Origin of the sequence: Kribbella sp. NPDC050281 (genome assembly GCF_040655855.1) — a bacterium.
In the GTDB taxonomy this organism is placed as follows: domain Bacteria; phylum Actinomycetota; class Actinomycetes; order Propionibacteriales; family Kribbellaceae; genus Kribbella.
Window position 1 is genome coordinate 74159 of sequence record NZ_JBFAKS010000034.1, and the last position, 23960, is coordinate 98118.

Below are 23960 nucleotides of genomic sequence, written 5' to 3' on the forward strand. Positions count from 1 at the left end.
TATGAAGATCATCACCCAGCGGGAGTTCCGCAATCACTCCGCGGCTGTGATGGATGCCGTTGAGGCTGGGGAGACCTACCACATCACCCGGAACGGCACCGAGGTCGCCGAGTTGCGCCCGCTGAACAAGCGGCGACGCCTGAGCGCGCAGGAACTGGTCCGACGGCACCGCCGGCTGCCCCGCGTGGATGCCGCGCTGATGCGACAGGAGGCGGACGAAATCTTCGGCGCCGAGGACAGGGTCGGCGAGGACGACCCCTGGGAGCGCGGCGGTGAGTGATCCGTCGGCTTCCGGCGTTCTGGACACCTGTACGTACATCGATCTCGGTCTGATCGAGGCAGATGCGCTGCCGGAGTATCCCGAACTCACGGCCGTCACCGTCGCCGAACTGCATCAGGGTGTTGCGATGGCGAAGGATGCGGCGACGAGAGCCGCGCGGACTGAGGTGCTCGGAGCTGCCGTGTCCGACTTCGATCCGCTGCCGTTCGACGGCGATGCCGCGGCGCGCTACGGCACGCTGGTGGCGCTGGTCATTTCGGCCGGCCGAGAGCCCCGGCCCCGGCGGATGGACCTGATGATCGCCGCGATCGCGTCGAGTCGGGGTCTGCCGCTGTACACACGGAACGCAGCGGACTTCAAGGGACTCGACAACGTCCTGACGGTCCGCGCGGTCTGAGGTCGGTCGGGTCACCAGTTGTTGTCGGGGGCGGCGGAATCTCCGAGGTCGGAGTCGCTGCCGGTGGAGGGGCCGGAGTCGAAGGCGAAGTCGTCCGGTTTGTCCCGCACCGAGCTGCGCCAGGTCGAGGGACGGACTGACATTCTCATGACCGGACTGTAGGAGGCCGATGGGGCGGTCGAGCGCTTGAACGCTGCGGCGTGCTTGCCCTCGGCAACTAAGCGGGGTCAGGCGGTGATGGTCATGGAGGCGAGCTGATCGCCTTGGACGTCGAAGGTGAAGTGGGACGGTCCGTTGAAGCCGTCGCCGCCGACCTGGGTGACGATCGTCAGCGGGTTGCCCGGGGTGGACACCGTGGTGCCGGTGAAGGTGGCCCGCTTGCCGATCAGCTCGTTGTCGCTCCAGGACCGGATCCGGTCGTGTCCGCGGAACTGGCGGCCCCAGTCGTCGACGAAGCCGTCGGCGGCGAAGGCCGCCACGAACGCGTCGTTGTCCTGCTCGTCGATCGCGGTGAGTGCACGCTGGATCGCGGCGGGGATCTGTTCCATGCCTGAAACCATGCCGAAACGATATCTCTCCGGTTTGAACCGGTCACGGATTCCGGACGTATGGCAGGTGTTCGACGGGGACCCGAGGAGGACCTGATGAAGCGTATGGGAATCGTGATCGGTGTGTTCGCGCTCGGCCTCGCCGGCTTGACCGCCTGCGGTGACGACGGCGACTCCGCCGGCGGTGGGACATCCAGCTCGAGCGCACCGGCCGCCGCCGGCGCGAAGCTCGCCACTGCCGACGTAGGCAGCTTCGGCAAGGTCATTGTCGACGGCAACGGGCGGACGGTGTACGTGTGGGACAAGGACGTGTCCGGCAAGTCGAACTGTGAGGGCGACTGCCTGGCCAAGTGGCCGGTCGTGGCCGCCGGTGACGGTACGCCGCAGCTGGACGGCATCGACGCCTCGCTGGTCAGCACGGTGACCCGGTCCGACGGCAGCAAGCAGCTGGCGGTCGGCGGCTTGCCGATCTACCTGTTCGCGAGTGACACGAAGGCGGGCGACGCCAAAGGCCAGGCGGTCGGTGGAGTCTGGTGGGTCGTCGGCGCGGACGGCAAGAAGATCACAACTCAGCCGTCAAGTAATGGCAACTCAGGTTATTGAGTTCCGGCCGCGGTTGAGCCCAGCCATTGCGGTGGACGGTGAATCCCCTATCGTACGGACGGTGGGTGACTACCCGGGGCCGGAGGCTGCCGAGACGCTGATCCGATCGCTGTACGCCGAACACGGCCGCAGCCTGCTGGCTTATGCGACCCGGCTGACCGGCGATCGTGGGGCCGCGGAGGACGTCGTACAGGAGACTCTGGTGCGGGCGTGGAAACACGCCGGCGACCTGACCGCAGGCAAGGGTTCCGTCCGCGGATGGTTGCTGACGGTGGCACGCAACATCGTCACCGACCGGGCCAGGGCGCGAGCGGCGCGACCGGCCGAGGTCGCCGACGTGGAGATCCGGCCCCCGGTCGAGGGTGACCATTCCGAGTCCGTGGTGAACACCATGATCGTGATGGACGCACTCGACCAGGTGTCGCCGGAACATCGCGAGGTGCTGGTGCAGTTGTACTACCGGGGCCGGTCGGTCGCCGAGGCCGCCAAGGAACTCGGTGTCCCGCCCGGTACCGTGAAATCGAGATCGTACTACGCCCTCCGAGCTCTGCGCGCGGTGATGGCCGGAACAGAAGCGGAGGTGGCCCGATGACTGAGCACGATCGCTCGCAGCTGGGTGCCTACGCCCTCGGCGCGCTCGAGCCCGACGAGGTCCGCGAGGTCGACGAGCACCTGGCCACCTGTGCCGAGTGCCGCACCGAGGTGGCCGAGTTGGAGGAGATGAAGTACTTCCTGGGCGAGGTGCCGCCGGAGGCGTTCCTGGACGGTCCGCCCGAAGGTGGCGAGCTCTTGCTGCAGCGCACGCTGCGGGAGGTGCGGCAGACGGCCGTCGAGCCGGCGCCGGTGCAGGCCCCGCCCGCCAGGAAGCGGTCCCGCACGTGGTTGCTGGCAGCCGCGGCAGTGCTGGTGGTGGCTGGTGCACTCGGTGGCGGCGTGGCCATCGGACGGCAGACCGCCGAGCCGGCCGAGGTTCCTGTCGCCGGGTCCAAGCACGTCAACTCTTCGGACGTCGCGACTGGCACCACGATGGCCACGACGGTGGAGCCACGGGCCGGCTGGAGCTGGGTCATGGTGCAGATCAATGGCCTGAAGGCCGGTGCCGAGTGCCAGATGGTCGTGACCGACACGTCGGGCAAGACCTGGATCGCGGGGAGCTGGGTGGTGTCGGCGAAGGCCGCTCAGGAGGGCAGCAAGTTCGGCGGCGGTGTGCTGGTGCCGCTGAATGAGGTGCGGTCGGTGGAGATCAGGACGCTCGAGGGCGAGCACGTGGTCACTGCCAAGATCTGAGCCCAAACCGATTGCGGGGTACGAGAGGATAGGGGCGTGGCTACTACCTCTGACGACCTCAAGGCCCGCCGGAAGACCGCGGCCGAGAACTGTGAACGCTGGCTGTCACACCCACGGGTGCCTGTGCCGGACAGGTTGCGGCAGCTCACCGAGGTCGCGTGCGAGGACTCGGCCGACGTCTACGGCAACGATGGAGACGTCGCTGCGCTCGAGCAGGAGGTAGCCGACCTCCTGGGGAAGCCGGCGGCGGTCTTCATGCCGACCGGGATCATGGCGCAGCAGAGCGTCCTGCGCGTGTACGCCGACCGTGCCGGGACCGATCGGGTCGCGGTGCACGGGCTGTCCCATCTGCTCGTGCACGAGCTGAACGCACTGGAAGAGGTGCACCGGCTCCGGATCGAGCGGATGACGTCGGAGCCGCGGCAGCCCCGGCCGGACGAGCTGGCCGCGATCCCGGGGAAGCTGGCGGCGGTGACGGTGGAGCTGCCCCTGCGCGATGGCGGGTTCGTCCTGCCGACGTGGGACGAGCTGGTCGTGTTCGCCGAGTCCTGTCGGGAGCGCGGCGTACCGCTGCATCTGGATGGCGCTCGCTTGTGGGAGAGCACGCCGTACCTGGGCCACAGCCTGGCGGAGATCGCGGCACTCGCCTCGACGGTGTACGTGTCGTTCTACAAGGTGCTTGGTGGCTTGAGCGGTGCGGCGCTGGCCGGGCCGGAGGACGTGATCGCCGAGGTACGGCGCTGGCAGCGGCGGCTGGGCGGCAACCTCTACACGCTGTTCCCGTACGCCGTGTCCGCGCGGGAGGGACTGCGGACCGTCCTGCCGCTCATGGGAGACCTGTACCAGCGGGCGGTCGAGCTCTCGATGGCCTTGCAGAGCGAGGGTTTCCGGGTGTTCCCGGAGCCGCCGCACACCAACTCGTTCCGGGTCTACGCGCCGCAGGCGGCCGACACGATCGAGACCGCTGCGGTCAAGCGGATGGAGACGACGCGCGAGGCGATCTGCGGCCGGTGGCAGCCCGCCGACGTACCGGGATGGTCGTGGATCGAGTTGGTGGTTGGTCCGCACACGCTGGAGTGGCAGGTCGACGAAGTCGCCAAGGCGTTCGGGGAACTTTTACGGCACTGAGGTCGTCAGTGTGATTGTTGGGTTGGGGATACGGGGAGAGAAGTGCTGACATTCGTCGTCACCATGGTCGTTCTGCTGGTTCTGTCGGGGCTCGTGCTGCTGGCCGTGGCCCGGGGTGAGGGGAAACATTTCGGGTAGCCTCGCTGGATGAGGCGACTGATCTTTCAGGAGTACGTCACCCTCGACGGGTACGCCGCCGGACCGGACGGTGGGCTGGAGTTCTTCGACACGATCGCCGGGCAGTCGGACACCGACAATCTCGCCTTGCTCGAGAACGTCGACACGATGGTGCTCGGCGCCGAGACGTACCGGTTGTTCGCCGCGTTCTGGCCGACAGCCGCCTCTGCCGGTGAGGTGATCGCGGAGAAGCTCAACGCGTTGCGCCTCGTGGTCGTGTCGACGACGCTCGAGAGCGCACCGTGGGGGCAGTACGAGCCCGGCATCGTAGTCCGCGACCTCGACGCGGTGCGGGCGATCAAGGCCGAGCAGGACGGCAAGGACCTGATCCTGTGGGGCAGCATCACGCTGTTCCACTCGCTGCTGCACGCCGGTCTGGTCGACGAGGTGCAGTTGCGGATCTGCCCGATCCTGCTGGGCGCGGGCAAGAGCGCGTTCCCGGTCGGCGGCCAGCCGGTCGACCTCGACCTGATCGAGGCCAGGCCGTGGGCCAAGGGCGGCGTACTGGTCCGCTACCAGCCGGCTAACTCACCGCGCTGACGATCGCTTTGACGAGTGGGGCGGCGACGGTGATCGTCGGGAGGATCAGGAGGGCGGCCGCCACGGCGTAGGTGCCGGCGGCGAGCCAGGTGTTGCTCGGCTCGGGGTCGGCGAGGCGCTGGACCCGCAGTACGGTCGCCGACTTGGCAGCGGCCAGTCCTGCTTCGGGTGCTGGTGCGCCCGCGAGCGCTACCAGGGCTCGGGCGAGTGGGCGTGGACCGTTGCGGCGGCGGGCGTCGTCGTCCGCCAGCAGTTCGACCAGCGTGCGTGCCTGCTCCAGTGCTACGTCGCTGCGGACCCAGCGCGGGAATGCCATGTGCAGTGCTGTGAACGCCTCGAGGACAAGATCGTGCCGGGCGCGCAGGTGTGCTTGCTCGTGGGCGAGCACGGCGCGCAGCTCGTTGTCGTCGAGCCTGTCCAGAGCTCCGACCGACACGACCACGCGGGCGCCGCGGAGAGCTGGGAGGCAGTAGGCCAGCGGTGTTTCCTCGGCGAGCACACGCAGTCCCGGGATCAGGCCGTCCGGTGTGGCCAGTACGTCGACCAGGTCGCGGTGCCGCTTGCGGCGGGCCCTGGTGCCTACCGCGACTCGGCTAGCTGCCCAGAGAAGTCTCACCAGAACCAGTGCGGTCATGGCGAGGATGACTGCGGCCAGCAGGTCCCGGGCGGACGATGGGTCGAAGCGTGGCCGGCCGGGTTCGCCCGCTGTGGAGTAGGAGAGCGCGATGCCGGCGCCCAGCGCGGCCAGTACGGCGGCGAGCGATATCGCCTGCCAGAGTGCGACGGCAGCGCGGGGGATCCGGTAGGGCCAGCTGGAACGTGCCAGCAGCGCCGGTGCCGGCCCCGTCAGCACCAAGGCGAGTGCGGCGAGCAGGACGGGGGTGATCACCCCGCTCGCTCCTCGCTCTCCGCGTTGTCCTCCAGCCGGCCGAGGGCTTCGCGGAGCAGTGCGGCTTCCTCGTCGCTGACCTGTCCGACGAAGCGGACCAAAGCCTCGCGGCGATCGCCGGCACGGTCGAGGGCGTCCCGCATCAGGTCGGCCGCGAGCTCCTCGCGTGGCGAGGCGGCCCGGTAGCGCCAGGCCTTGCCGTCGCGCTCCCGCTCGGTCAGCTTCTTCTTGGCCAGCCGGTCCAGCACGGTCATCACGGTCGTGTAGGCGAGCTCGCGGGTGTCCGCCAGTTGCTCGTGCACCTCGCGAACCGTCAGCGCCGTCGGCGCTGCCCACAGCCGCTCCATGACCAGCCGCTCCAGGTCGCCCAGGGGGCGCGGTGCCTTCTCCTCACTCGCCACGTGACCAGTATAACTACACGTTGTAGTAGATCCGCGCTAGCATCTACTACGTAACGTCGTAGATGGCTGGGGAGGCCGGCGCGTGGACACCCTGGATCTGGCTCGATGGCAGTTCGCCATCACCACCGTGTACCACTTCTTTTTCGTCCCGGTGACGATCTCGCTGGTCGCGATCACCGCCGGGCTGCAGACCGCGTGGTACCGGACCGGCAAGGAGAAGTACCTGCGGCTGACCAAGTTCTACGGGAAGCTGTTCCTGATCAACATCGCGATGGGCGTGGTCACCGGGCTGGTGCAGGAGTTCCAGTTCGGGATGAACTGGAGCGACTACTCGCGGTTCGTCGGCGATGTGTTCGGCGCACCGCTGGCGTTGGAGGGGCTGCTCGCGTTCTTCCTGGAGTCGACGTTCATCGGGCTGTGGATCTTCGGCTGGGAGCGGTTGCCCCGGCTGGTCCACCTCGGGTGCATCTGGATGGTGGTGCTGGGGACGCAGTTGTCGGCGTACTTCATCCTGGCGGCCAACTCGTGGATGCAGAACCCGGTCGGCTTCCGCTACAACGCTTCCCGTGGCCGCGCGGAGCTGACCGATATCTGGGCGGTGCTGACGAACAAGGTCGTTCTGGTCACCTACCCGCACACGATCTTCGCCGCGTTCATGGTCGGCGGTGCGTTCGTCGCCGGGGTGGCGCTCTGGCACCTGATCCGGCGGCCGTCGGTGGACCGCGACGTGTTCCGTACGGCGCTCAAGCTCGGGGCCGTGATCGTGATCGCGGCCGGTGCCGGGGTCGCGATCAGCGGTGACCAGCAGGGCAAGGTGATGACCGAGGTACAGCCGATGAAGATGGCCGCGGCCGAGGCGCTGTACGAGACGGAGAAGCCGGCATCGTTCTCGGTCTTCACCGTGGGGACGCTGGATGGGTCGCGGGAGATCTTCTCGGTCAAGCTGCCGCACCTGCTGTCGTTCCTGGCCACTGGGAATTTCAACGGCGAGGTGAAGGGGATCAACTCGCTGCAGGCCGCGTACGAGCAGCTGTACGGGCCGGGGTCGTACAAGCCGAACATACCGCTGACCTATTGGACCTTCCGGTTGATGATCGGAGTCGGGATGGCGTCCGCCGTGCTGGCGGTGTGGCTGCTGTGGACGACCCGGCGGGGCAGGGCGCCTGCCCGGTGGCTGATCTGGCTGGCGGCCCCGCTGCCGTTGCTGCCACTGCTGGCGAACACCTTCGGCTGGATCTTCACGGAAACCGGACGGCAGCCCTGGCTGGTGTTCGGATTGTTGCCGACGGCATCTGGTGTGTCGCCGGGCACTACCAGCGGCGAGGTGATCACGTCGCTCGCCGGCTTCACCGTGCTGTACGGCGTACTCGCGGTTGTCGAGGTCAAGCTGATGGTGCGCACCATCCGCGGTGGGCTGGCCGGGACGGACGGGCCGGCGCCCGATTCGCCGGACGACGCACCGGACGACGCCGCCAAACCGTTGTCGTTCGCCTACTGAGGGGCTGGCCATGGAACTCACCACCGTTTGGTTCCTCGCCATCGCGGGGTTGTGGATCGGGTACTTCGTACTGGAAGGCTTCGACTTCGGCGTCGGCACGCTGCTGCGGGTGCTCGGGCGGAACGAGCCGGAGCGACGGGCGGTGATCACCACGATCGGGCCGGTCTGGGACGGCAACGAGGTGTGGCTGATCGTGGCCGGCGGGGCGACGTTCGCCGCATTTCCGGAGTGGTACGCGACGTTGTTCAGTGGTTTCTACCTCCCGCTGTTCGCGATCCTGGTGTCGCTGATCGTGCGCGGGGTGGCGTTGGAGTACCGCGGCAAGCGCGACGACCTGGTCTGGCGCGGCCGGATGGACACGATGATCACGATCGGGTCGGTGCTGCCTGCCCTGCTGTGGGGTCTCACGTTCGCCAACCTGGTGCGTGGGGTGCCGCTTGATGCTTCGTTCGAGTACGTCGGCGGTCTCGGTGACCTGTTGAGTCCGTTCGCTCTGATCGGCGCGGTTGCGTTCACCGCGGTGTTCGTTGCCCATGGCGCGATCTTCCTTGCTTTGCGGACGACCGATGAGCTGCGGGTGCGGGCCAATCGGTTGGCCTCGCGGGCCGGGTTGGTTGCGGCTGTGCTGGTGATCGCCTTTCTCGCGTGGGCTCAGGCGATCCGTGGTGACACCGGCTCGGTGATTGTCGCGGCGCTGGCGGTGGTCGCGTTCGCCGGTGGTCTGGTTGCGAACCGGGTCCGGCGTGAGGGCTGGGCCTTCCTCGGTACGGCGCTCGCCGTCGGGCTGGCCGTGGCGTCGCTGTTCGCCGCGATGTTCCCGGCCGTGATGCCGTCAACACTTGATCCGCAATCAACATTGACAACAGTTGATGCCGCGTCAACGCCGTACACGTTGAAGATCTTGACGATCATTGCCGGGATCTTCCTGCCGTTGGTGTTGCTGTACCAGGGGTGGACGTACTGGGTGTTCCGCAAGCGCATCACTGTCGAGCCGGTCGCTGTCTCGGGCTCCGCATCATGAAGCCCGTCGACCCGCGGCTGCTGCGCAGAGCGCGGGGTGCGCGGGTCTTTCTCGCCGCGTCGGTGCTGATCGGGATCGCCAGCGGATTGCTGATCGTGATCCAGGCCGTGCTGCTGGCGCGCGGCATCGCCGGCATGGTGCCGACCGCCGACGGTGGCACCGGGGTACTCCGGGGAGACGCGGGCGGCGGCGGGACCAGTGGCGGCGTGCTGGGCGGGGGGCCGGGCGGCGGGTTGGTCGGCGGCTTGCTCGGCGATGGCTTGCGGGGCGGCGGGGTGGCGGCTGTGGCACTCGGGCTGGCGGTTGTTGTGGTGGGGCGGGGGCTGTTGGTGTGGACGCAGGAGGTGGTGGCGCAGCGGGCGGCGGCTGCGGTGAAGTCGACGCTGCGTCGGCAGGTGCTGGAGCACTCACTGAAGCTCGGGCCGGTGTGGCTGAGTGGTGAACGCAGCAGCGCACTGACGACCCTGCTGACCAAGGGGCTAGACGACCTGGATCCGTACTTCGCTCGGTACCTGCCCCAGCTCGTACTGGCCGCGACTGTCCCGGCCGGCGTGATCGGATGGATGGCGACGGGTGACCTGATCGCGGCGGGGACCGTGCTGGTCACGCTCCCGCTGATTCCGATCTTCATGGCGCTGATCGGCTGGGCGACCCAAGCCCACAGCCGGCGCCGCCAGCACGCACTGTCCGTCCTCGCGCATCACTTCGCCGATGTCGTCTCCGGTCTGCCCACCCTGAAGCTGTTCGGCCGCGCCAAGGCCCAGGAGTCCGCCGTACGACGGGTGACCGACAAGCATCGGGTGGCGTCGATGAGCAGTCTGCGGTTGGCGTTCCTGTCGTCGTTCGCGCTGGAACTGCTGGCGAGCATCTCGGTGGCGCTGGTCGCCGTCGGTGTCGGTCTGCGGCTGGTCGACGGCAAGCTGGGGCTCGAGACGGCGTTGATGGTGTTGATCCTGGCGCCCGAGGCGTACCTGCCGTTGCGTCAGGTCGGCATGCAGTTCCACGCCAGTGCGGACGGGGTCGCCGCGAGCGAAGAGGTGTTCCGGATCCTCGAGACGCCACTGCCTGAGCGCGGCGATCGGACCGACGTACCGGACCTGCGCGTGAGCCCGCTGCAGCTGTATGACGTGACGGTGCGGTACCCGGGGCGCGACGACGCGGCGCTGGATGGGTTCGACCTGGACGTGCGTCCGGGGGAGGTGGTTGCGCTGACCGGGCCGAGTGGGGCTGGGAAGTCGACCGTGCTGGCTGTGTTGCTCGGGTTCGTGGAGCTGGAGCGGGGCGTGGTCGTTGCCGGCGGGAGTGCGGCGGACGAGTTCGAGCCGACGGTGTGGAGGCGGCAGTTCGCCTGGGTGCCACAGCGGCCCGGGCTGCGGATGGGAACGGTCGCGGACAACGTGCGGCTGGGCCGGCCGGATGCCTCCGACGACGAGGTCCGGCTGGCGCTGATCGCAGCCGGCGCTGGTGAACTGGAGCTCGACAAGGCAGTCGGCGAGCAAGGGCAGCTGCTGTCCGGTGGTCAGCAACGCCGAGTCGCACTGGCCCGAGCGCTGATCACCGACGCCCCGGTGCTCCTCTTGGACGAGCCGACAGCAGGCCTGGACCCCGACGCGGAGGCGACAGTCATCGCCGGCCTCCGTGCCAGCGGCCGCACGGTCCTGATGGTCGCTCACAGGCCCGCCCTGATCGCTGCCGCAGACCGAACAGTCACCGTCGGCGCGAGAGAGCTGGTGAACGCATGAGCACCACGAGCAGTCCTCGGCGACGTCTGACGGAGCCGGGCGGAGCGCACCTCACCCAAGCGAGCAAGCCGGCCCACAGGGTCCAGATGGAAGCGGGACCCGGGGGAGAGACGGGGCTGGGGCGGGGGTGGTTTCCGGTTGGGCTGGTGGTGCCTGAGCGGGGGGTTTGGTGGCGGTTGGGGGTCGCGTTCGCGGCTGGGGTGGCGGCTGCGGGGTCTGCGGTGGGGCTGCTGGCTACTTCGGCTTGGTTGATTACCACTGCTGCGGCTCAGCCGCCGGTGTTGATCTTGATGGTGGCGATCGTGGCGGTGCGGGCGTTCGGGGTGGGACGTGGGGTGTTCCGGTACGTCGAGCGGTTGGTCGGGCATGACGCGGCGTACCGGGTGCTGGGGGAGACTCGGGCGCGGATCACTGGGCGGCTGGAGAAGCTGGCGCCGGGTGGGCTGAGCTCGCAGCGGAAGGGTGACCTGCTGGCGAGGCTGGTGCTGGATGTGGACGCGGTGCTGGACCTGTGGCTGCGCGTGCTGCTGCCGGTAGCGGTCGCGGCGGTGACAGCCACCGCCACGGTGGTCCTCACAGCTCTGCTGCTGCCGGCTGCGGGTGTAGCCGTCGCTTTGGCGGTCCTGATCGCGTGCACCGTCGTACCGTGGCTGACCGCGAAGACCGCGGCACGGGCCGAGCGGAAGCTCTCAGGTGCACGCGGCGAGGTAGCAGCCGCCGCCACCGAGACGCTGCTCACCGCAGGCGACATCGTCGCGTTCAACGCGATCGACAACGTGCTGGACGCCTTCAGCGCCAGCGACTCCCGCCTGGCCGCGACAGAGCGACGCTCAGCCTGGAGCGCCGGACTCGGGGCAGCGCTCCTCGTGCTGTGCGTCGGCGGCGCGAGCGTGGCCGGTCTGGTCCTCGGTAGTACGGCGAACATCACCGGCGCAGTATTCGCCGTACTGGTCCTGACCCCACTCGCGCTGGCCGACGTCCTCGGTGGGATCCCAGCCGCCGCGCAACTAGCGATCCGCGTCCGGGCATCACTGGACCGAGTCCAAGAGCTCCTGGACACCGAAGAGCCAGTCACCGAGCCCGAGACCCCGCTACCCCTGCCGCATGGACGCGACCTCGAGGTGAAGCTCGTTCGAGTCGGGTACGCCGACGGCACCGACGTACTCAACGGGTTGAGCCTGGACATGCCGGCCGGCAGCCGAGTGGTGATCACCGGCCCGAGCGGCTCAGGAAAGAGCACCCTCGCAGCGGTCCTGCTGCGGTTCCTGGAGCCGCGCGCCGGTGAGGTGCTGCTGGGCGGTGTCGACCTGGCCAAGCTCGAGGGCGACCAGGTCCGGTCCGTGGTCGGCCTGCTGACTCAAGAGAGCCACGTGTTCGACACGAGCATCCGGGAGAACCTCTTGCTCGCCAAGCCCGGCGCCAGTGACCTGGAGCTCTGGAAGGCGCTCTACCGCGCCCGCCTCGGGGTCTTCGTCGAGACGCTGCCGGACGGGCTCGACACGATGGTGGGCGAGCACGGCGCCCGGCTGTCGGGTGGGGAGCGGCAGCGGCTCGCGTTCGCCCGGCTGCTGCTGGCCGATCGCGACGTACTAGTGCTGGACGAGCCGACCGAGCACCTGGACGAGGAGACTGGACGGGCGCTGCTGGAGGACCTGTTCGCCGCGGCCGGGCACCGGACCGTGGTGTTGCTCACGCACCGGCCCGAGCTGGTACCGCCTCACGTACCGCGACAGCTGGTGCGCCTGACGTGATGGATGCAGAGGGCGGGCCGGGTGTCTGTCAAGATGGGGAACCGTGTTGACTCCACAGCTTGTCACTCTGCTCTCGGACCAGGCCCTGATCGCGATCATCGTCGTGGTCGCGGCCGTCCTGGTCGCCGGTACCGCCGGACTCGTCGTGTCCCGGCGGCGGTCGTCCCAGCTGCCACAGGCCACTCAGCCGGCGCCGCTCGAAACCGCTGAGCCGACGGTCGGTGAGGACGCCGAGGAGCCGCGGGACACACCGACCCGGACGCTGGAGGACACCGAGCTGCCGGTGGAGACCCCGGCCGCGACGATCGAGAAGCCGGAGTCCGCGCAGGGACGGCTGGTCCGGCTGCGCGCGCGGCTGGCGCGGTCGCAGGGGTCGCTGGGCAAGGGCCTGCTCGCACTGCTGTCGCGGGACAAGCTGGACGAGGAGGCGTGGGAGGACATCGAGACCACGCTGATCACGGCGGACGTCGGTGTGGCGCCGACACAGGAGCTGGTCGAGAAGCTGCGGACCCGGATGCGAGTCGAGGGCGTCGGTGGCGCGCAGGCCCGCGACATCCTCCGCGAGGAGCTGATCGCGCTGGTCGACCCGTCGCTGGACCGGACGCTGAAAGTGAGTCGCAAGGAGACGCAGCCGGCGGTCGTGATGGTCGTCGGCGTGAACGGCACCGGCAAGACCACCACCGTCGGCAAGCTGGCACGGGTCCTGGTCGCCGAGGACAAGCACGTCGTGCTCGGCGCGGCCGACACGTTCCGGGCCGCGGCCGCGGACCAGCTGCAGACCTGGGGTGACCGGGTCGGGGTCCGGACCGTGCGCGGCCCTGAGGGCGGCGACCCGGCCAGCGTCGCGTTCGACTCGGTCAAGCAGGGCATCGAGGAGGAGGCGGACGCCGTCCTGGTCGACACGGCCGGACGGCTGCACACCAAGACCGGCCTGATGGACGAGCTGGGCAAGGTGAAGCGGGTGATCGAGAAGACCGCCGAGGTCGACGAGGTGCTGCTCGTCATCGACGCCACCACCGGCCAGAACGGCCTCACCCAGGCCCGCGTCTTCGCCGAGGTCATCGACGTCACCGGACTGGTCCTGACCAAGCTCGACGGTACGGCGAAGGGCGGCATCGTGATCGCGGTCCAGCGTGAGCTCGGCGTACCGGTCAAACTGGTCGGCCTGGGCGAGGGTGCCGACGACATGGCGCCGTTCGACGCCGAGCAGTTCGTGGACGCCCTGCTGGACTGACACGCCCTGCGGGACGGGCACGCCGGTGGGCGGACACGCCGCTGGACCGAGGCTGTCTACTGGGCGGGTGGATCTGGTACTCAGGTGGCATGACGCTGCCAAGAGTCGTGATCATCGGTGCCGGGTTCGCCGGGTTCCACGCGGCCAGGACGCTGTGCCGGCTGGCCAAGGGCCGGGCCGACATCGTCATGGTCAATCCGACCGACTACTTCCTGTACGTCCCGCTGCTGCCCGAGGTCGCGACCGGCATCCTCGAGCCCCGGCGGCTGACAGTGTCCATCGCGGACACGCTGCCCGACGTCCGCCTGGTGCTCGGAGAAGCCGAGGGACTCGACCTGGACCGGCGGACGGTGCAGTACGCCGATCCGCTCGACCGGCGCGACGAGATCGAGTACGACCGGCTCATCATCGCCGCCGGCAGTGTGAACAAGCTGCTGCCCATCCCCGGCGTGACGGAGTACGCGCACGGCTTCCGTGGCATTCCCGAAGCAGTCTTCCTCCGTGACCACCTGACCCAGCAGATCGAGCTCGCCGACGCCACCGACGATGCGGCCGCGCGGGACGCACTCTGCACGTTCGTTGTCGTCGGAGCGGGCTACACGGGCACAGAGGTGGCAGCACACGGCGTCCTGTACACCGAGCTGCTCAAGAAACGCAGACCGCGCCTGCGCCACCAGCGGATGCGCTGGATGCTGCTGGACATCGCCGACCGCGTCCTGCCAGAGCTGGACGAGCGGCTGTCGCGTACGGCGGACAGAGTGCTGCGCGAGCGTGGTGTCGAGGTCCTGATGGGTACGTCGGTCGAAGAGGCCATGACCGACGGTGTCCGACTCACCGACCAGTCCGACGTACCGACCCACTCGCTGATCTGGTGCGTCGGCGTCCGTCCGGACCCTGTGGTCGAGGCACTCGGTCTGAAGACGGAGAAGGGGCGTTTGCTGGTCGACGCGTACCTGAACGTGCCCGACCACCCAGAGGTGTTCGCCTGCGGTGACGCGGCCGCCGTACCGGACCTGACGCGGCCTGGCGAGGTCACACCGATGACTGCGCAACACGCCGAGCGGCAGGGCCGGCGGGCTGCCAAGAACGTTGCCGCCAGCTTCGGCACCGGTGAGCGGAAGCCGTACATCCACAAGGACCTCGGCTTCGTGGTGGACCTGGGCGGCAAGCAGGCGGCGGCCAACCCGCTGCAGATCCCGCTGGCCGGTCTGCCCGCGAAGGCGGTGACCCGTGGCTACCATCTGATGTCCATGCCCGGGAACCGCGTCCGTACGGCGACCGAATGGCTGTTCGATGCGACACTGCACCGGCAGACCACGCAGCTCGGTGTCATCCCCGCGGCCGACGTACCGCTGGAGACCGCGAGTCCTGAGCGGGTCCGCCCACACCGAAGTGGGCCGAAAGAGGAGACGAGATGACCAAGTTCCTGCTGCTGATGCACTACGACGGCGGCAACGTCGACACCCCGATGCTGGAGTGGGACGAGCCCGACATGAAGGCGCACCTGCAGTACCTGACCGACCACCTGGAGCGGCTGAGGGAGAGCGGTGAGCTGGTGGAGGCGCAGGCCCTGACCTGGCCCCAGCACGCCAAGGTCGTCCGGGCTGCCAGCGTGAGTGCGCCGGTGCTGACGGACGGTCCGTACGCCGAGGCCAAGGAGGTGCTGGCCGGTTACACGATGGTCGACGTGGAGTCGGAGGAACGCGCACTGGAGATCGCGGCCGAGCAGTCCGCCGCGCCCGGCCCGGGCGGTGTCCCGGTCGAGCAGCCGATCGAGGTCCGCCGTCTGATGGAGTCGGATGCCGACCTCTACGAATGACCACCACCTCGAGGACCTGCTGCGTGAGCTGACGCCGCAGGTCGTCGGTGTGGTTGTCCGGCGGTCCGGCGACTTCGCGGCGGCGGAGGACGCCGTCCAAGAGGCACTGCTGGCCGCTGCGACGACCTGGCCGCGCGACGGTACGCCGGACAACCCGAAGGCGTGGCTGATCCAGGCGGCGTCGCGGCGGCTGATCGACGAGGTCCGGCAGGAGCAGGCCCGGCGACGCCGGGAGGAGCGTGCCGCGCTGCGCGACGTACCGCCGGAGGACGTCGAGGAGCAGGACGACACGCTGCGGCTGCTGTTCCTGTGCTGCCACCCGAAGCTGACGCCGGCGTCAGCCATCGCGCTGACGCTGCGGGCGGTCGGCGGCCTCACCACCGCCGAGATCGCGCACGCCTATCTGGTGCCTGAGGCAACGATGGCGCAGCGGATCAGCCGGGCGAAGCAGCGGCTCAAGGGCGTCGCCTTCGAGTTGGACACCGGCGAGGAGCGACTCCGCAATGTGCTGCACGTGCTGTACCTGATGTTCAACGAGGGCTACACCAGCACCAGCGGTCCGGAGTTGCAGCGCAGCGATCTGTCGGCGGAAGCGATCCGTCTGACGCGGAGCGTGCACGCGCTACTGCCGGAGAACGGTCAGGTCACCGGACTGCTCGCGCTGATGCTCCTCAGCGATGCCCGCCGCCCCGCCCGCACCGGCAGCGCCGGAGAGCTCATCCCGCTCGCGGACCAGGACCGCACGCTCTGGAACAAGGACCACATCACCGAAGGCGTCGCACTGGCCGTACAAGCCTTCGACACGCCGCCACTCGGGGAGTACCAGCTACAAGCCGCGATCGCAGCACTGCACGACGAAGTGGACCGGGCGGAGGACACCGACTGGCCGCAGATCCTCGCGCTGTACGGACTGCTGGAGGACCTGTCCGGCAATCCGATGGTGAAACTCAACCGGGCCATCGCCGCCGCGATGGTGGATGGCCCCGACGCGGGTCTGAAGCTCCTCGAGCCACTCGACGAGGAACTACCTGGCCACTACCGGCTGGACGCCGTACGCGGGCATCTGTACGAGATGAAGGGCGACCATGAGACCGCCGCGCACCACTTCCGCGCGGCGGCCCTCGGTACGACCAGCCTTCCCGAACGCGACTACCTGACGACCAAGGCGGCCGCGCTCAGATAGGCCGACGGTGGCCGGCCACTGACGGAGTTTCCGGAACACCGCCTCCGTCCGGACCGGCGGACAGGTCGTTCCACCACAACACCTCGGCGTCCGGGGGAGTCGCCTCGTTCGGCACCTGCGGTAGGTGACCCAGCCGCTCCACCTGCTCCGCCAACGCGTCCAGGACAGACCGCAGTTGCACATGGGCGACCCGGGTGAACGTCCGCACGTACTCCAGATCGGCGACCGGAGCATCGCTCGCCGGGAAGTGCTTCACAGCGGACTCCACCGAGTCGCGAGCCTGCGCCAGTGCGTCCCGCTGCTGGGTGCGAGCCGTCTCCACCAGATCCTTCGCGTACTGCTCGGCCTCGGCCACCAGGTTGTCCGCGATCTGCTGCGCCTGGCTGAGCAGCCCGACCGCGTGGGCGGTGATGTGGGCGCGCTGGTCCGAATCCGGCGTACTGCTGCGGAGTCGCTCGACCTCCGCCCGCAGCTCCGCCCGGTCCGCGTCGGCGTACTCGATCTGTTCCGCCAGGTCGCTCAGGTACGCCGTGACTTCGTTCTGGTCCAGGCCCCTGCGGCGGGTGCCGAAGGTCTTGTGCCGGATCGTGTACGGCGATTGAGCCGGTCGGCCGGCGAACGGATCTTGGCGCGTCACTGCTGACTCCCTGCCGAGGTCGTGATCCCCAAGGATTCGGTGTGGATGGCGGTGGTCGGCACACCGGCTTCGGTGAGATCGGCGACCGTGTGCCGGACCATGGCGGGCGATCCGCACACCAGGGCGGTGCGGTCCGTCCACGGCCCCCGGGCAGCGGCGACCGCGCCGACCTGCCCACGCTCCCCGGGGTACGACGAATCGTCGGAAACCACCGGGGTATAGCTGAACCAGGGGCGCCGGGTGAGGCTGGTCAGCTGCTTGTGCTCGTACAGGTTCCACGGCATCCGGGCTCCGTGGAACAGATGCACGCGCGGGACCTGGCTCGACTGGGCCCGCCGGTCGAGCTGCTCGAGCATCGCCCGGAACGGCGCCAGTCCGGTGCCGCCGGCGATCATCACGAGGTCCCGGCCGTCTTCCGGGAGCTTGAGGGTGTCGCCGACCGGAGCGCCGATGCGGACCGGGTCACCGCGCTTGAGCGACCGGACGGCAGGCCCGCTCACCTGGCCGCCGGGGACCAGGCCGATGTGCAGCTCGAACGAACCGTCGCTGCGCGGTGCGTTGGCAGGGCTGTAGTAGCGCCACCGCCGCGGCCGGTAGGGGATCTCGACCGCCACGGACTGGCCAGGCCGGTACTCCAGCGGTCGCTCCGGGTGGATCTGCACGATCGTCACGTCCATCGTGCGTCGGTCCACACCGAGGACCTCACCGGACCACCAGGCGGGGTACTCCTCGGCCGACTCCTCGGCGGACTGGACCATCACGGTCGCGACCAGGCCGTACGCCTCGGCCCAGTCGGCGGCCAGCTCGGACGTCCAGGCAGCACCCAGGAAGTGCTGCAGCGTCGCGAGCAGGGACGCGCCGACCGCGGAGTAGTGCTCGGCGACGACCGAGAAGCGCCGGTGATCGCGGCCGAGTTGTTGCAGGAACGGCACCACCTCGTCGATTTGTGCGGCGTTGCTGACCACGGCGCCGAGAGCGCCGACGAGCTTGTCGCGTTGGGCGGCCATCGAGACCGGGAACATCTCCCGGACCTCAGGATGGGAAAGGAACAGATGGGAGTAGAAGAACAGCGGCACCTCGTCACCTGACTTGGCGACCAGTGCCCAGCTGTTCTTCAGCGCAGCCGGGTCCATCCGCGTCAGTGCGCCCCGACGATGTCGTCCTGGGTGGCACCCAGCGCTGTCACCACCCGGCCGATGATGTCGGCGGGCACGTCGTGCGCCTCCAGCGCGGCGACCAGGTGCACCACCACCTTGCCGAAGTCCTCACCGGTGATGCCGCGGCCCTTGTGCGCCTCGGCGAGCGCGAGACCGTCGTACGACACCGGGCCGCCCATGACCTGCGAGACCAGTTGCACCTGGTGCCGTTTCAGCTTGGCCAGGTCGCTGTCGGCGAAATAGCCCGCCAGCTGCGGATCCGCAAGCACGTTGCGGTAGAAGACATCCACCACCGACGCGATCGCCGGACCACCGCCGACCGCTTGGTAATCGCTGTCCCCCGCTGTGCTGCCCTGTGTCTCCTCGACCACGGCGCAACCATCTCCCAACCCTCGAAATCGGTCCCCGAGCGGTGACGATCCGAGCACTGTCCGGCTGAGAGGTCAAGTTCAGGAGACGGATTTGCCACGATTTGTCCGATCTTTGCCGCGATTGGTTAGCAGCGCCGATTCGTGGGTAGGAGCTTTATCCGCACTTCGAAAAGTTGCCTAAGGCAATGATCAAACGTATTGCCCGAACGCCGCCGCGATGTCGTCATCTGTTGCCAAGAGCAACCGAAGCAGGACCCGGGCCTTGTACGGGTCCAGGAAGCCGCCGTCGATCAGGCCACGCTGTAGCAGATCCCACTCCGAGCCGACCGACCGGTAGGTGTTCCGGACGATCGAACCGGCGCCCGTCCGCGACGTCAGGACCACTGGTATCCTCGCGGCTAGCTCTCCGAGCACAGGAGCCAGTGCGGCCGGCACGTGTCCGACGCCGAAGCCGGCCACCACCAGACCCTGGTGAGTGTCCGCCAGCCCCTGCAACAGCAGGCCGTCGTCGTCCATCGTGACGGTGTAGAGCGCCACCCGCGTCGCGTCGAGCTCTGCCGGCTCCGCACTTCCCTGTACGCCGTCAAGGCGCAGGGGGCGGGTGAGGACCCGGACGCGGTCCTCGACCACATGTCCGATCGGACCGGTGTTGGGTGACACGAAGGTCGCCGTACTCGTGCTGTGCGTCTTGCGGACCCAGCGGGCCGCATGGATCTCTTCCTTGAACACGACCAGTGCGCCGAGGTCGCGGGCCGCGGGGGAGCAGGCGACGCGGAGAGCAGCCAGGAGGTTCGCCGGGCCGTCGGGGCCGGCCAGAGTGGGATTGCGCATCGCACCGGTGAGTACGAACGGCTGCGGATGTGGCCAGACCTGGTCGACCAGGAAGGCGGTCTCCTCCAGCGTGTCTGTGCCTTGCGTGACCACGACCCCGGTGGCGCCGGCGGACACGGCCTTCGAGGCGGCGTCGACGACCTCGAGCATCTTCGCGGCGGTCAGGTTGGCGCTGGGCACTGCCTCGATGTCCTGGATCTCGACCGGCCGGCCGAGATCCTGCAACCCGGGCACCGCGGCGGCCAGGTCCTCGCCGGTCAGTCGGTGTTTGCCGGCCATCCCGATGGTGCCGCCCAGGGTGAACAACGCGATGGTCACTACCAGTTCCTCCTCAGTCACACGGATCGCCCGACAGACCGCCGCAGCCTACTGGCTACTTGGTGCGCGCCCGGACGTGCATGCGTTCCCCCTGCGGCCCGTACAGGCACAGGACCTCCGTCGGACCCGGACCGGGGTTGCCGAACCAGTGCGGCACCCGGGTGTCGAACTCCGCCACCTCACCCTCCTTCAGGATGAAGTCCTGGTCGCCGAGCTTGAGCCGGACCCGTCCGGAGAGCACGTAGATCCAGTCGTAGCCCTCGTGCGTCTTCTGTTGTACGTCGTTGCCGGGGTAGCCCTCCGGCAGGATCTGCTTGAACGCCTGCAGCCCGCCCGGTCGCCTGCTCAGCGGGATGTGCACCGTCCCGTGGCGTTTGATCGGCTTCGCGTAGATCCGCGGGTCACCGGTGGGTGGCGCGTCCACCAGCTCGTCGAGCTGGACCTGATGTGCGCGTGCCAGCGGCAGTAGGAGTTCGAGGGTCGGCCGGCGCTGGCCGGACTCCAGCCGGGATAGCGTGCTCACCGAGATCCCGGTCTCCTCGGACAGCTGGGACAGCGTCGTACCGCGCTCCGATCGCAGGCTGCGCAGCCGGGATCCGACCGCTTCGAGTACGTCGTCGTAGGACTCCATGTTGCCATTCTGGCAAACAAAGTTGTCGAAAACGAGAATCGTCACGCAGGCTCGAGACAACCGAGAGGAGCCGGAGATGAAGAAGTACGACGTGATTGTGATCGGCGGAGGCGCCGCCGGGCTGAGTGGAGCGCTGGCGCTGGTCCGATCGCGCCGGTCGGTCCTGGTGATCGACGACGGTACGCCGCGCAACGCGCCGGCGGAGCATGTGCACAACTACCTGACCCGGGACGGTGTTCCACCGGCCGAGCTGTACGCCATCGGCCGCCAGGAGGTCATCGGGTACGGCGGTGAGATCGTCACCGGCACCGTGACCACGGCCCGCCGGGACGGCGACTTCACGGTCGAGCTTGCGGACGGTACGACGTACCAGGGCCGGCGGCTGCTGGTGACGACCGGACTGACGGACGTGCTGCCCGACGTACCCGGGCTGGCTGACCGGTGGGGCAAGGACGTATTGCACTGCCCGTACTGCCATGGCTGGGAGGTGCGCGACCAGGCGATCGGCGTACTGGCGACCAGTGTGATGGCGCTGCACCAGGTGCAGCTGTTCCGGCAGCTGAGTGACGACGTGACGCTGTTCCTGCACACCGCGCCGGAGCCGACCGACGACCAGTGGGAGGAGCTCGCGGCCCGCGGCATCTCGGTAGTGGAGGGGAAGGTCGAGCAGCTCGAGGTGGAGGACGGCAAGCTCACCGGTGTCCGGCTGGAGGGCGGCAAGGTCATCCCACGGCAGGCGCTGGCAGTGCAGACCAGCATGCGGGCGCGTGCGGGCTTCCTGGCCGACCTGGGGCTGGAGACGACCGAGCTGGAGGCCAACGGGATCGTCCTGGGCACCGCCGTCCAGGTCGACGCGATGGGAGCCACCCAGGTGCCCGGCGTCTTCGCGGCCGGCAACGTGACCGACCCGAAGGCGCAGGTCATGCCCGCCGCGGCCGCCGGGCTGATGGCTGCCGGTGGTATCAACTTCGACCTGATCGGCGAAGAGATGCGGCTGGCAGTGGCCGCCCGCAGTAGTTGAGGAGTTGAATAGAGGCGGGAGGGTGGATGCACGAAACGGTCGACCCGGATTTCGCCTCGTATGTCGATGCGCGGCAGGGCAGATGGCTCCGGACGGCGTACCTGGTGTACGGCGATCCTGAGCGTGCCGAGGATGCGCTGATGCACGCCTTCACCCGGCTGGCGCTGCGCTGGACCAGGGTCGACGATCCGGACGCCTTCGTTCAGCGGCTGCTCTACCAGCCTGCTCTGAACCGGTGGAGCCGGGTGACGGCGTTCCCGGACGAGGACGACCCGGTGAAGCTCGCGCTGGCCGAGCTGACGCCCGCACAGCGCACTGTGTTCGTGCTGCTCCACCTGGAGGAGCTCACCGAGTTCGAGGTGGCCGACATGCTCAACATGTCCCACCAGACCGTGCACGGGCACGGCATGTCGGCCTTCAGCCGGTTCCGGACGGCGCTCGGCGGGGGCGACTGGCGTGACGGCCCCAGCGACAGCGCCCACGACAGGGCACGCGACATCGGCGGGGGCGACCAGCGATGAGGCGCGAGGACGTCCAGCCGATGCTCGCCAAGGCGTCGGACCGGCTGCCCGAACCGGATCTGGCCGATGCGGCCTGGGCCGCCGGAGTGGAGACCCGGCGCCGCCGGCGGCGCAGCATCCTCATCGGTCTGATCTCCGCTGTGCTGATTGCGGTGATCGCTGCGATCGGAGTGGGCCTCAGCGGTGACGACAACCTCCAGTTCACCCCACCGATCACACCGCCCAGCGACCCGGCCGTCCGCGCCCCGGACGGACAGATCAACGGGATCGACTTCTGGGTCGCTCCGCCGTCCGGAAGCGAACGGTTCCTCGACCGGCTCGAGACGCCGCTCGGCGACCGCCTGCAACTACCGGACAACGTCGAGCCGCTGGCGGACCAGCCGCTGGACCGCATTGCCGCGGTGGTGCTCGAGGACCGCGGCGATCGCTACGTACCGCTCCTGCTGGGCTCCGACTCCTCCTGGGCGCGAGCCGACGTGGAGTTGCTCCCGATCCGCACCGGTACGCCGCTGAGCTCCGGGGCGGTGTCGCCTGACGGACGGATCGCCGCCTTCCCGCAGCCGGGCGAGCTGGTCACAGTCAACGTCGCGACGGCAGAGGTGTTCCGCATCAAGATGCCGGCCCAGGACATCCGCAGCGTCTCTTGGCTACCGGATGCCCAGCGCGTTCTCGTCAGTGGTCCGGGCGTCGCGTACCGGGTGCTGGTGGGGGAGAGCGGCACCGGCGAGCAACCGCTGGTGGCGATCGCGGGCGCCGCGGATCCGTCGGCGGTCACAGCGCCGTTCCGGCTGGACAAGGGTGCCGTGCTCCGGTACATGGTCGGTGGCCAGTGGATCGTCGACAGCGCTCTGCAGTTGCCGGTGCGTGCATGGGTCGGGCAGACCTTCTCCACGGACAGCGCCGCCGCCCGGCTCTTCATCGCGGACGATCTGACCCCAGTGACCACCGAAGCCTCACAACCGCAGGTGGTGGCGGCCATCTCGACCCTGAGGGCAGAGCCCAGCCGCCTGCTGGTGCTGGGTGACCCCACGGTGATGTCCTCGGTCCAGCCAATGGACGAGCCTTTCGTGCGTGAGCCTGGCTGCTGCGCCGTACTGGGCTGGTACGACCACGACACCCCGCTGTTCGAGGTCCGAGGCTGGGTGCTCGCCTGGGACCTGAACTCAGGCGAGGTCCGCCGGGTCACCGAACTGGCCGTGGCCGGCCTGGCCGTTGGACCCGGGATTCGCCCCTGAACCGTTGTCCATGATGCAGCGCAGCGTGAACTCCACCAGCCGGTCGGCGTCCTCCGGTGGCGGCATCGGCTCCCCGGTCAGCGCGCGGACGACGAACACGCCGGCCAGCCACTGCACCATCAGCACCGGGTCCACCGTGCTCCGGATCGGCTCCCCGCGCTTGCGGGCCCGTTCCAGCGCGTTCCGGGTCAGCCCGATCCGGTGGTCCAGGAACTCACGGTAGATCCGTGCGGACCGCTCGTCGCGGTTCGCCTCCGTGACCGCCAGGCGGATCAGTGCCAGGCCGTTCTCGCTGTTCACGAACGCCAGTGCGTCGGCGTAGACCTGGCGCAGGTCGCCGGCGATCGAGCCGGTGTCCGCGTCCGGTATCTGGATGTCGAAGAGCTCCGCCATCGCGTCGTTGGCCAGCGATTCCTTGCTGGCCCAGCGCCGGTAGATGGTGGCTTTGCCGACGCCCGCCGCCTCGGCGACGTCGTCGACCGTCATTCCGTCGAATCCGCGCTCCAGCAGCAGCTGCACGGCGTACCTGCGGATCCTCGGCTCTGCGTCCGGGTCCCGCGGCCTGCCGCGGCGCGGCCTCACCCCGTGGTTGGTCCCCATCTCAAATCCCCAGGTCGGACGGGCGCAGTGGCGCGGCTGCGTACCCGTGTGGTCCAGGCCAGAGTGCCACACCTTGGCCGATGTCACCTCGATGTCACCTGATCGCCCTCTTTGTCACATGCCTGAAACAAATCGACCGA

28 protein-coding genes are annotated in these 23960 nt (G+C 68.9%); 18 read left to right on the plus strand and 10 right to left on the minus strand.

Annotated features, from left to right (window positions below; all coding sequences use genetic code 11):
* The first annotated feature begins 1 nt into the window (after position 1).
* Both AB0I34_RS31160 and AB0I34_RS31165 read left to right on the plus strand, forming a co-directional pair.
* A complete protein-coding gene (locus AB0I34_RS31160; RefSeq protein WP_360452004.1) occupies positions 2-280 on the plus strand; it encodes a type II toxin-antitoxin system Phd/YefM family antitoxin in 279 nt (92 codons plus the stop codon).
* A complete protein-coding gene (locus AB0I34_RS31165) occupies positions 273-677 on the plus strand; it encodes a type II toxin-antitoxin system VapC family toxin (RefSeq protein WP_360452006.1) in 405 nt (134 codons plus the stop codon). Before AB0I34_RS31160 ends, AB0I34_RS31165 begins: the two co-directional genes overlap by 8 nt.
* Positions 678-688: 11 nt before the next feature.
* Here the strand turns inward: AB0I34_RS31165 and AB0I34_RS31170 are convergent, their stop codons facing one another.
* Positions 689-826 (minus strand): hypothetical protein, encoded by a 138-nt coding sequence (locus AB0I34_RS31170; RefSeq protein WP_360452008.1) that lies wholly within the window; start codon positions 824-826, stop codon positions 689-691.
* Between the two features lie 78 nt (positions 827-904).
* Positions 905-1225, minus strand: a complete 321-nt coding sequence (locus tag AB0I34_RS31175) for a nuclear transport factor 2 family protein (RefSeq protein WP_360452010.1) — start codon at positions 1223-1225, stop codon at positions 905-907.
* 96 nt (positions 1226-1321) lie between these two features.
* Between AB0I34_RS31175 and AB0I34_RS31180 the strand changes: the two genes are divergently transcribed.
* The 5 genes from AB0I34_RS31180 (at position 1322) to AB0I34_RS31200 (ending at position 4960) form a co-directional block, all read left to right on the plus strand.
* Positions 1322-1828 carry a hypothetical protein gene (locus AB0I34_RS31180; protein WP_360452012.1) on the plus strand — a complete coding sequence of 169 codons (507 nt, stop codon included), beginning with the start codon at positions 1322-1324 and terminating at the stop codon, positions 1826-1828.
* Between the two features lie 61 nt (positions 1829-1889).
* Positions 1890-2420, plus strand: a complete 531-nt coding sequence (locus tag AB0I34_RS31185; RefSeq protein ID WP_360452014.1) for a sigma-70 family RNA polymerase sigma factor — start codon at positions 1890-1892, stop codon at positions 2418-2420.
* Complete coding sequence (locus AB0I34_RS31190; RefSeq protein ID WP_360452016.1) at positions 2417-3115, plus strand: zf-HC2 domain-containing protein; 699 nt, start codon at positions 2417-2419, stop codon at positions 3113-3115. Before AB0I34_RS31185 ends, AB0I34_RS31190 begins: the two co-directional genes overlap by 4 nt.
* A 36-nt stretch (positions 3116-3151) precedes the next feature.
* The gene (locus tag AB0I34_RS31195; RefSeq protein WP_360452018.1) at positions 3152-4243 is read left to right on the plus strand and encodes a beta-eliminating lyase-related protein; all 1092 of its coding nucleotides are present in this window, start codon (positions 3152-3154) and stop codon (positions 4241-4243) included.
* Positions 4244-4390: 147 nt separating this feature from the next.
* Entirely contained in the window at positions 4391-4960 is a 570-nt protein-coding gene (locus AB0I34_RS31200) for a dihydrofolate reductase family protein (RefSeq protein WP_360452020.1), read from the plus strand.
* Here the strand turns inward: AB0I34_RS31200 and AB0I34_RS31205 are convergent.
* Both AB0I34_RS31205 and AB0I34_RS31210 read right to left on the minus strand, forming a co-directional pair.
* Positions 4944-5849 (minus strand): M56 family metallopeptidase, encoded by a 906-nt coding sequence (locus tag AB0I34_RS31205; RefSeq protein WP_360452022.1) that lies wholly within the window; start codon positions 5847-5849, stop codon positions 4944-4946. The two genes, AB0I34_RS31200 and AB0I34_RS31205, sit on opposite strands and share 17 nt — an antisense overlap.
* The gene (locus AB0I34_RS31210) at positions 5846-6250 is read right to left on the minus strand and encodes a BlaI/MecI/CopY family transcriptional regulator (RefSeq protein ID WP_360452024.1); all 405 of its coding nucleotides are present in this window, start codon (positions 6248-6250) and stop codon (positions 5846-5848) included. The genes AB0I34_RS31205 and AB0I34_RS31210 overlap by 4 nt, the downstream gene beginning before the upstream one ends.
* A gap of 82 nt (positions 6251-6332) precedes the next feature.
* On the opposite strand from AB0I34_RS31210, the gene AB0I34_RS31215 reads away from it, so the two are divergent.
* From AB0I34_RS31215 to AB0I34_RS31250, 8 genes are all read left to right on the plus strand, one after another.
* Positions 6333-7748, plus strand: a complete 1416-nt coding sequence (locus AB0I34_RS31215) for a cytochrome ubiquinol oxidase subunit I (protein WP_360452026.1) — start codon at positions 6333-6335, stop codon at positions 7746-7748.
* A 10-nt stretch (positions 7749-7758) separates the two neighbouring features.
* Complete coding sequence (cydB, locus tag AB0I34_RS31220) at positions 7759-8769, plus strand: cytochrome d ubiquinol oxidase subunit II (protein ID WP_360452027.1); 1011 nt, start codon at positions 7759-7761, stop codon at positions 8767-8769.
* Entirely contained in the window at positions 8766-10511 is a 1746-nt protein-coding gene (gene cydD / locus AB0I34_RS31225) for a thiol reductant ABC exporter subunit CydD (protein ID WP_360452029.1), read from the plus strand. The genes cydB and cydD overlap by 4 nt, the downstream gene beginning before the upstream one ends.
* Before the next feature lie 86 nt (positions 10512-10597).
* Positions 10598-12262 carry a thiol reductant ABC exporter subunit CydC gene (gene cydC / locus AB0I34_RS31230; protein ID WP_360452074.1) on the plus strand — a complete coding sequence of 555 codons (1665 nt, stop codon included), beginning with the start codon at positions 10598-10600 and terminating at the stop codon, positions 12260-12262.
* A gap of 43 nt (positions 12263-12305) precedes the next feature.
* Positions 12306-13496, plus strand: coding sequence for a signal recognition particle-docking protein FtsY (gene ftsY / locus AB0I34_RS31235; RefSeq protein ID WP_360452031.1), 1191 nt, complete (start codon positions 12306-12308; stop codon positions 13494-13496).
* 89 nt (positions 13497-13585) lie between these two features.
* Positions 13586-14914 (plus strand): NAD(P)/FAD-dependent oxidoreductase, encoded by a 1329-nt coding sequence (locus AB0I34_RS31240; RefSeq protein WP_360452033.1) that lies wholly within the window; start codon positions 13586-13588, stop codon positions 14912-14914.
* Positions 14911-15315, plus strand: a complete 405-nt coding sequence (locus AB0I34_RS31245) for a YciI family protein (protein WP_360452035.1) — start codon at positions 14911-14913, stop codon at positions 15313-15315. Before AB0I34_RS31240 ends, AB0I34_RS31245 begins: the two co-directional genes overlap by 4 nt.
* Positions 15296-16498: a sigma-70 family RNA polymerase sigma factor gene (locus AB0I34_RS31250; protein ID WP_360452037.1), complete on the plus strand. Its 1203-nt coding sequence runs from the start codon at positions 15296-15298 to the stop codon at positions 16496-16498. The genes AB0I34_RS31245 and AB0I34_RS31250 overlap by 20 nt, the downstream gene beginning before the upstream one ends.
* On the opposite strand, the gene AB0I34_RS31255 is transcribed toward AB0I34_RS31250, so the two are convergent.
* From AB0I34_RS31255 to AB0I34_RS31275, 5 genes are all read right to left on the minus strand, one after another.
* Positions 16491-17135 (minus strand): DivIVA domain-containing protein, encoded by a 645-nt coding sequence (locus tag AB0I34_RS31255; RefSeq protein ID WP_360452039.1) that lies wholly within the window; start codon positions 17133-17135, stop codon positions 16491-16493. The genes AB0I34_RS31250 and AB0I34_RS31255 overlap by 8 nt on opposite strands.
* Positions 17132-18268, minus strand: a complete 1137-nt coding sequence (locus AB0I34_RS31260) for a globin domain-containing protein (RefSeq protein ID WP_360452041.1) — start codon at positions 18266-18268, stop codon at positions 17132-17134. Before AB0I34_RS31260 ends, AB0I34_RS31255 begins: the two co-directional genes overlap by 4 nt.
* 5 nt (positions 18269-18273) lie before the next feature.
* Positions 18274-18663, minus strand: a complete 390-nt coding sequence (locus tag AB0I34_RS31265; protein ID WP_360452043.1) for a group 1 truncated hemoglobin — start codon at positions 18661-18663, stop codon at positions 18274-18276.
* Between the two features lie 189 nt (positions 18664-18852).
* Complete coding sequence (locus tag AB0I34_RS31270; RefSeq protein WP_360452045.1) at positions 18853-19812, minus strand: asparaginase; 960 nt, start codon at positions 19810-19812, stop codon at positions 18853-18855.
* A gap of 55 nt (positions 19813-19867) precedes the next feature.
* Positions 19868-20443: a helix-turn-helix transcriptional regulator gene (locus AB0I34_RS31275; protein WP_131355103.1), complete on the minus strand. Its 576-nt coding sequence runs from the start codon at positions 20441-20443 to the stop codon at positions 19868-19870.
* Between the two features lie 76 nt (positions 20444-20519).
* Between AB0I34_RS31275 and AB0I34_RS31280 the strand changes: the two genes are divergently transcribed.
* The 3 genes from AB0I34_RS31280 to AB0I34_RS31290 are packed head-to-tail and all read left to right on the plus strand — an operon-like array spanning position 20520 to position 23220.
* The gene (locus AB0I34_RS31280) at positions 20520-21464 is read left to right on the plus strand and encodes an NAD(P)/FAD-dependent oxidoreductase (protein WP_360452047.1); all 945 of its coding nucleotides are present in this window, start codon (positions 20520-20522) and stop codon (positions 21462-21464) included.
* Positions 21465-21490: 26 nt separating this feature from the next.
* Positions 21491-21985, plus strand: a complete 495-nt coding sequence (locus AB0I34_RS31285; RefSeq protein ID WP_360452049.1) for a sigma factor-like helix-turn-helix DNA-binding protein — start codon at positions 21491-21493, stop codon at positions 21983-21985.
* Positions 21982-23220 carry a hypothetical protein gene (locus AB0I34_RS31290; protein ID WP_360452051.1) on the plus strand — a complete coding sequence of 413 codons (1239 nt, stop codon included), beginning with the start codon at positions 21982-21984 and terminating at the stop codon, positions 23218-23220. Before AB0I34_RS31285 ends, AB0I34_RS31290 begins: the two co-directional genes overlap by 4 nt.
* Here AB0I34_RS31290 and AB0I34_RS31295 read toward each other — a convergent pair.
* Positions 23149-23820, minus strand: a complete 672-nt coding sequence (locus AB0I34_RS31295) for a TetR/AcrR family transcriptional regulator (RefSeq protein WP_360452053.1) — start codon at positions 23818-23820, stop codon at positions 23149-23151. The two genes, AB0I34_RS31290 and AB0I34_RS31295, sit on opposite strands and share 72 nt — an antisense overlap.
* Positions 23821-23960: the final 140 nt, after the last annotated feature.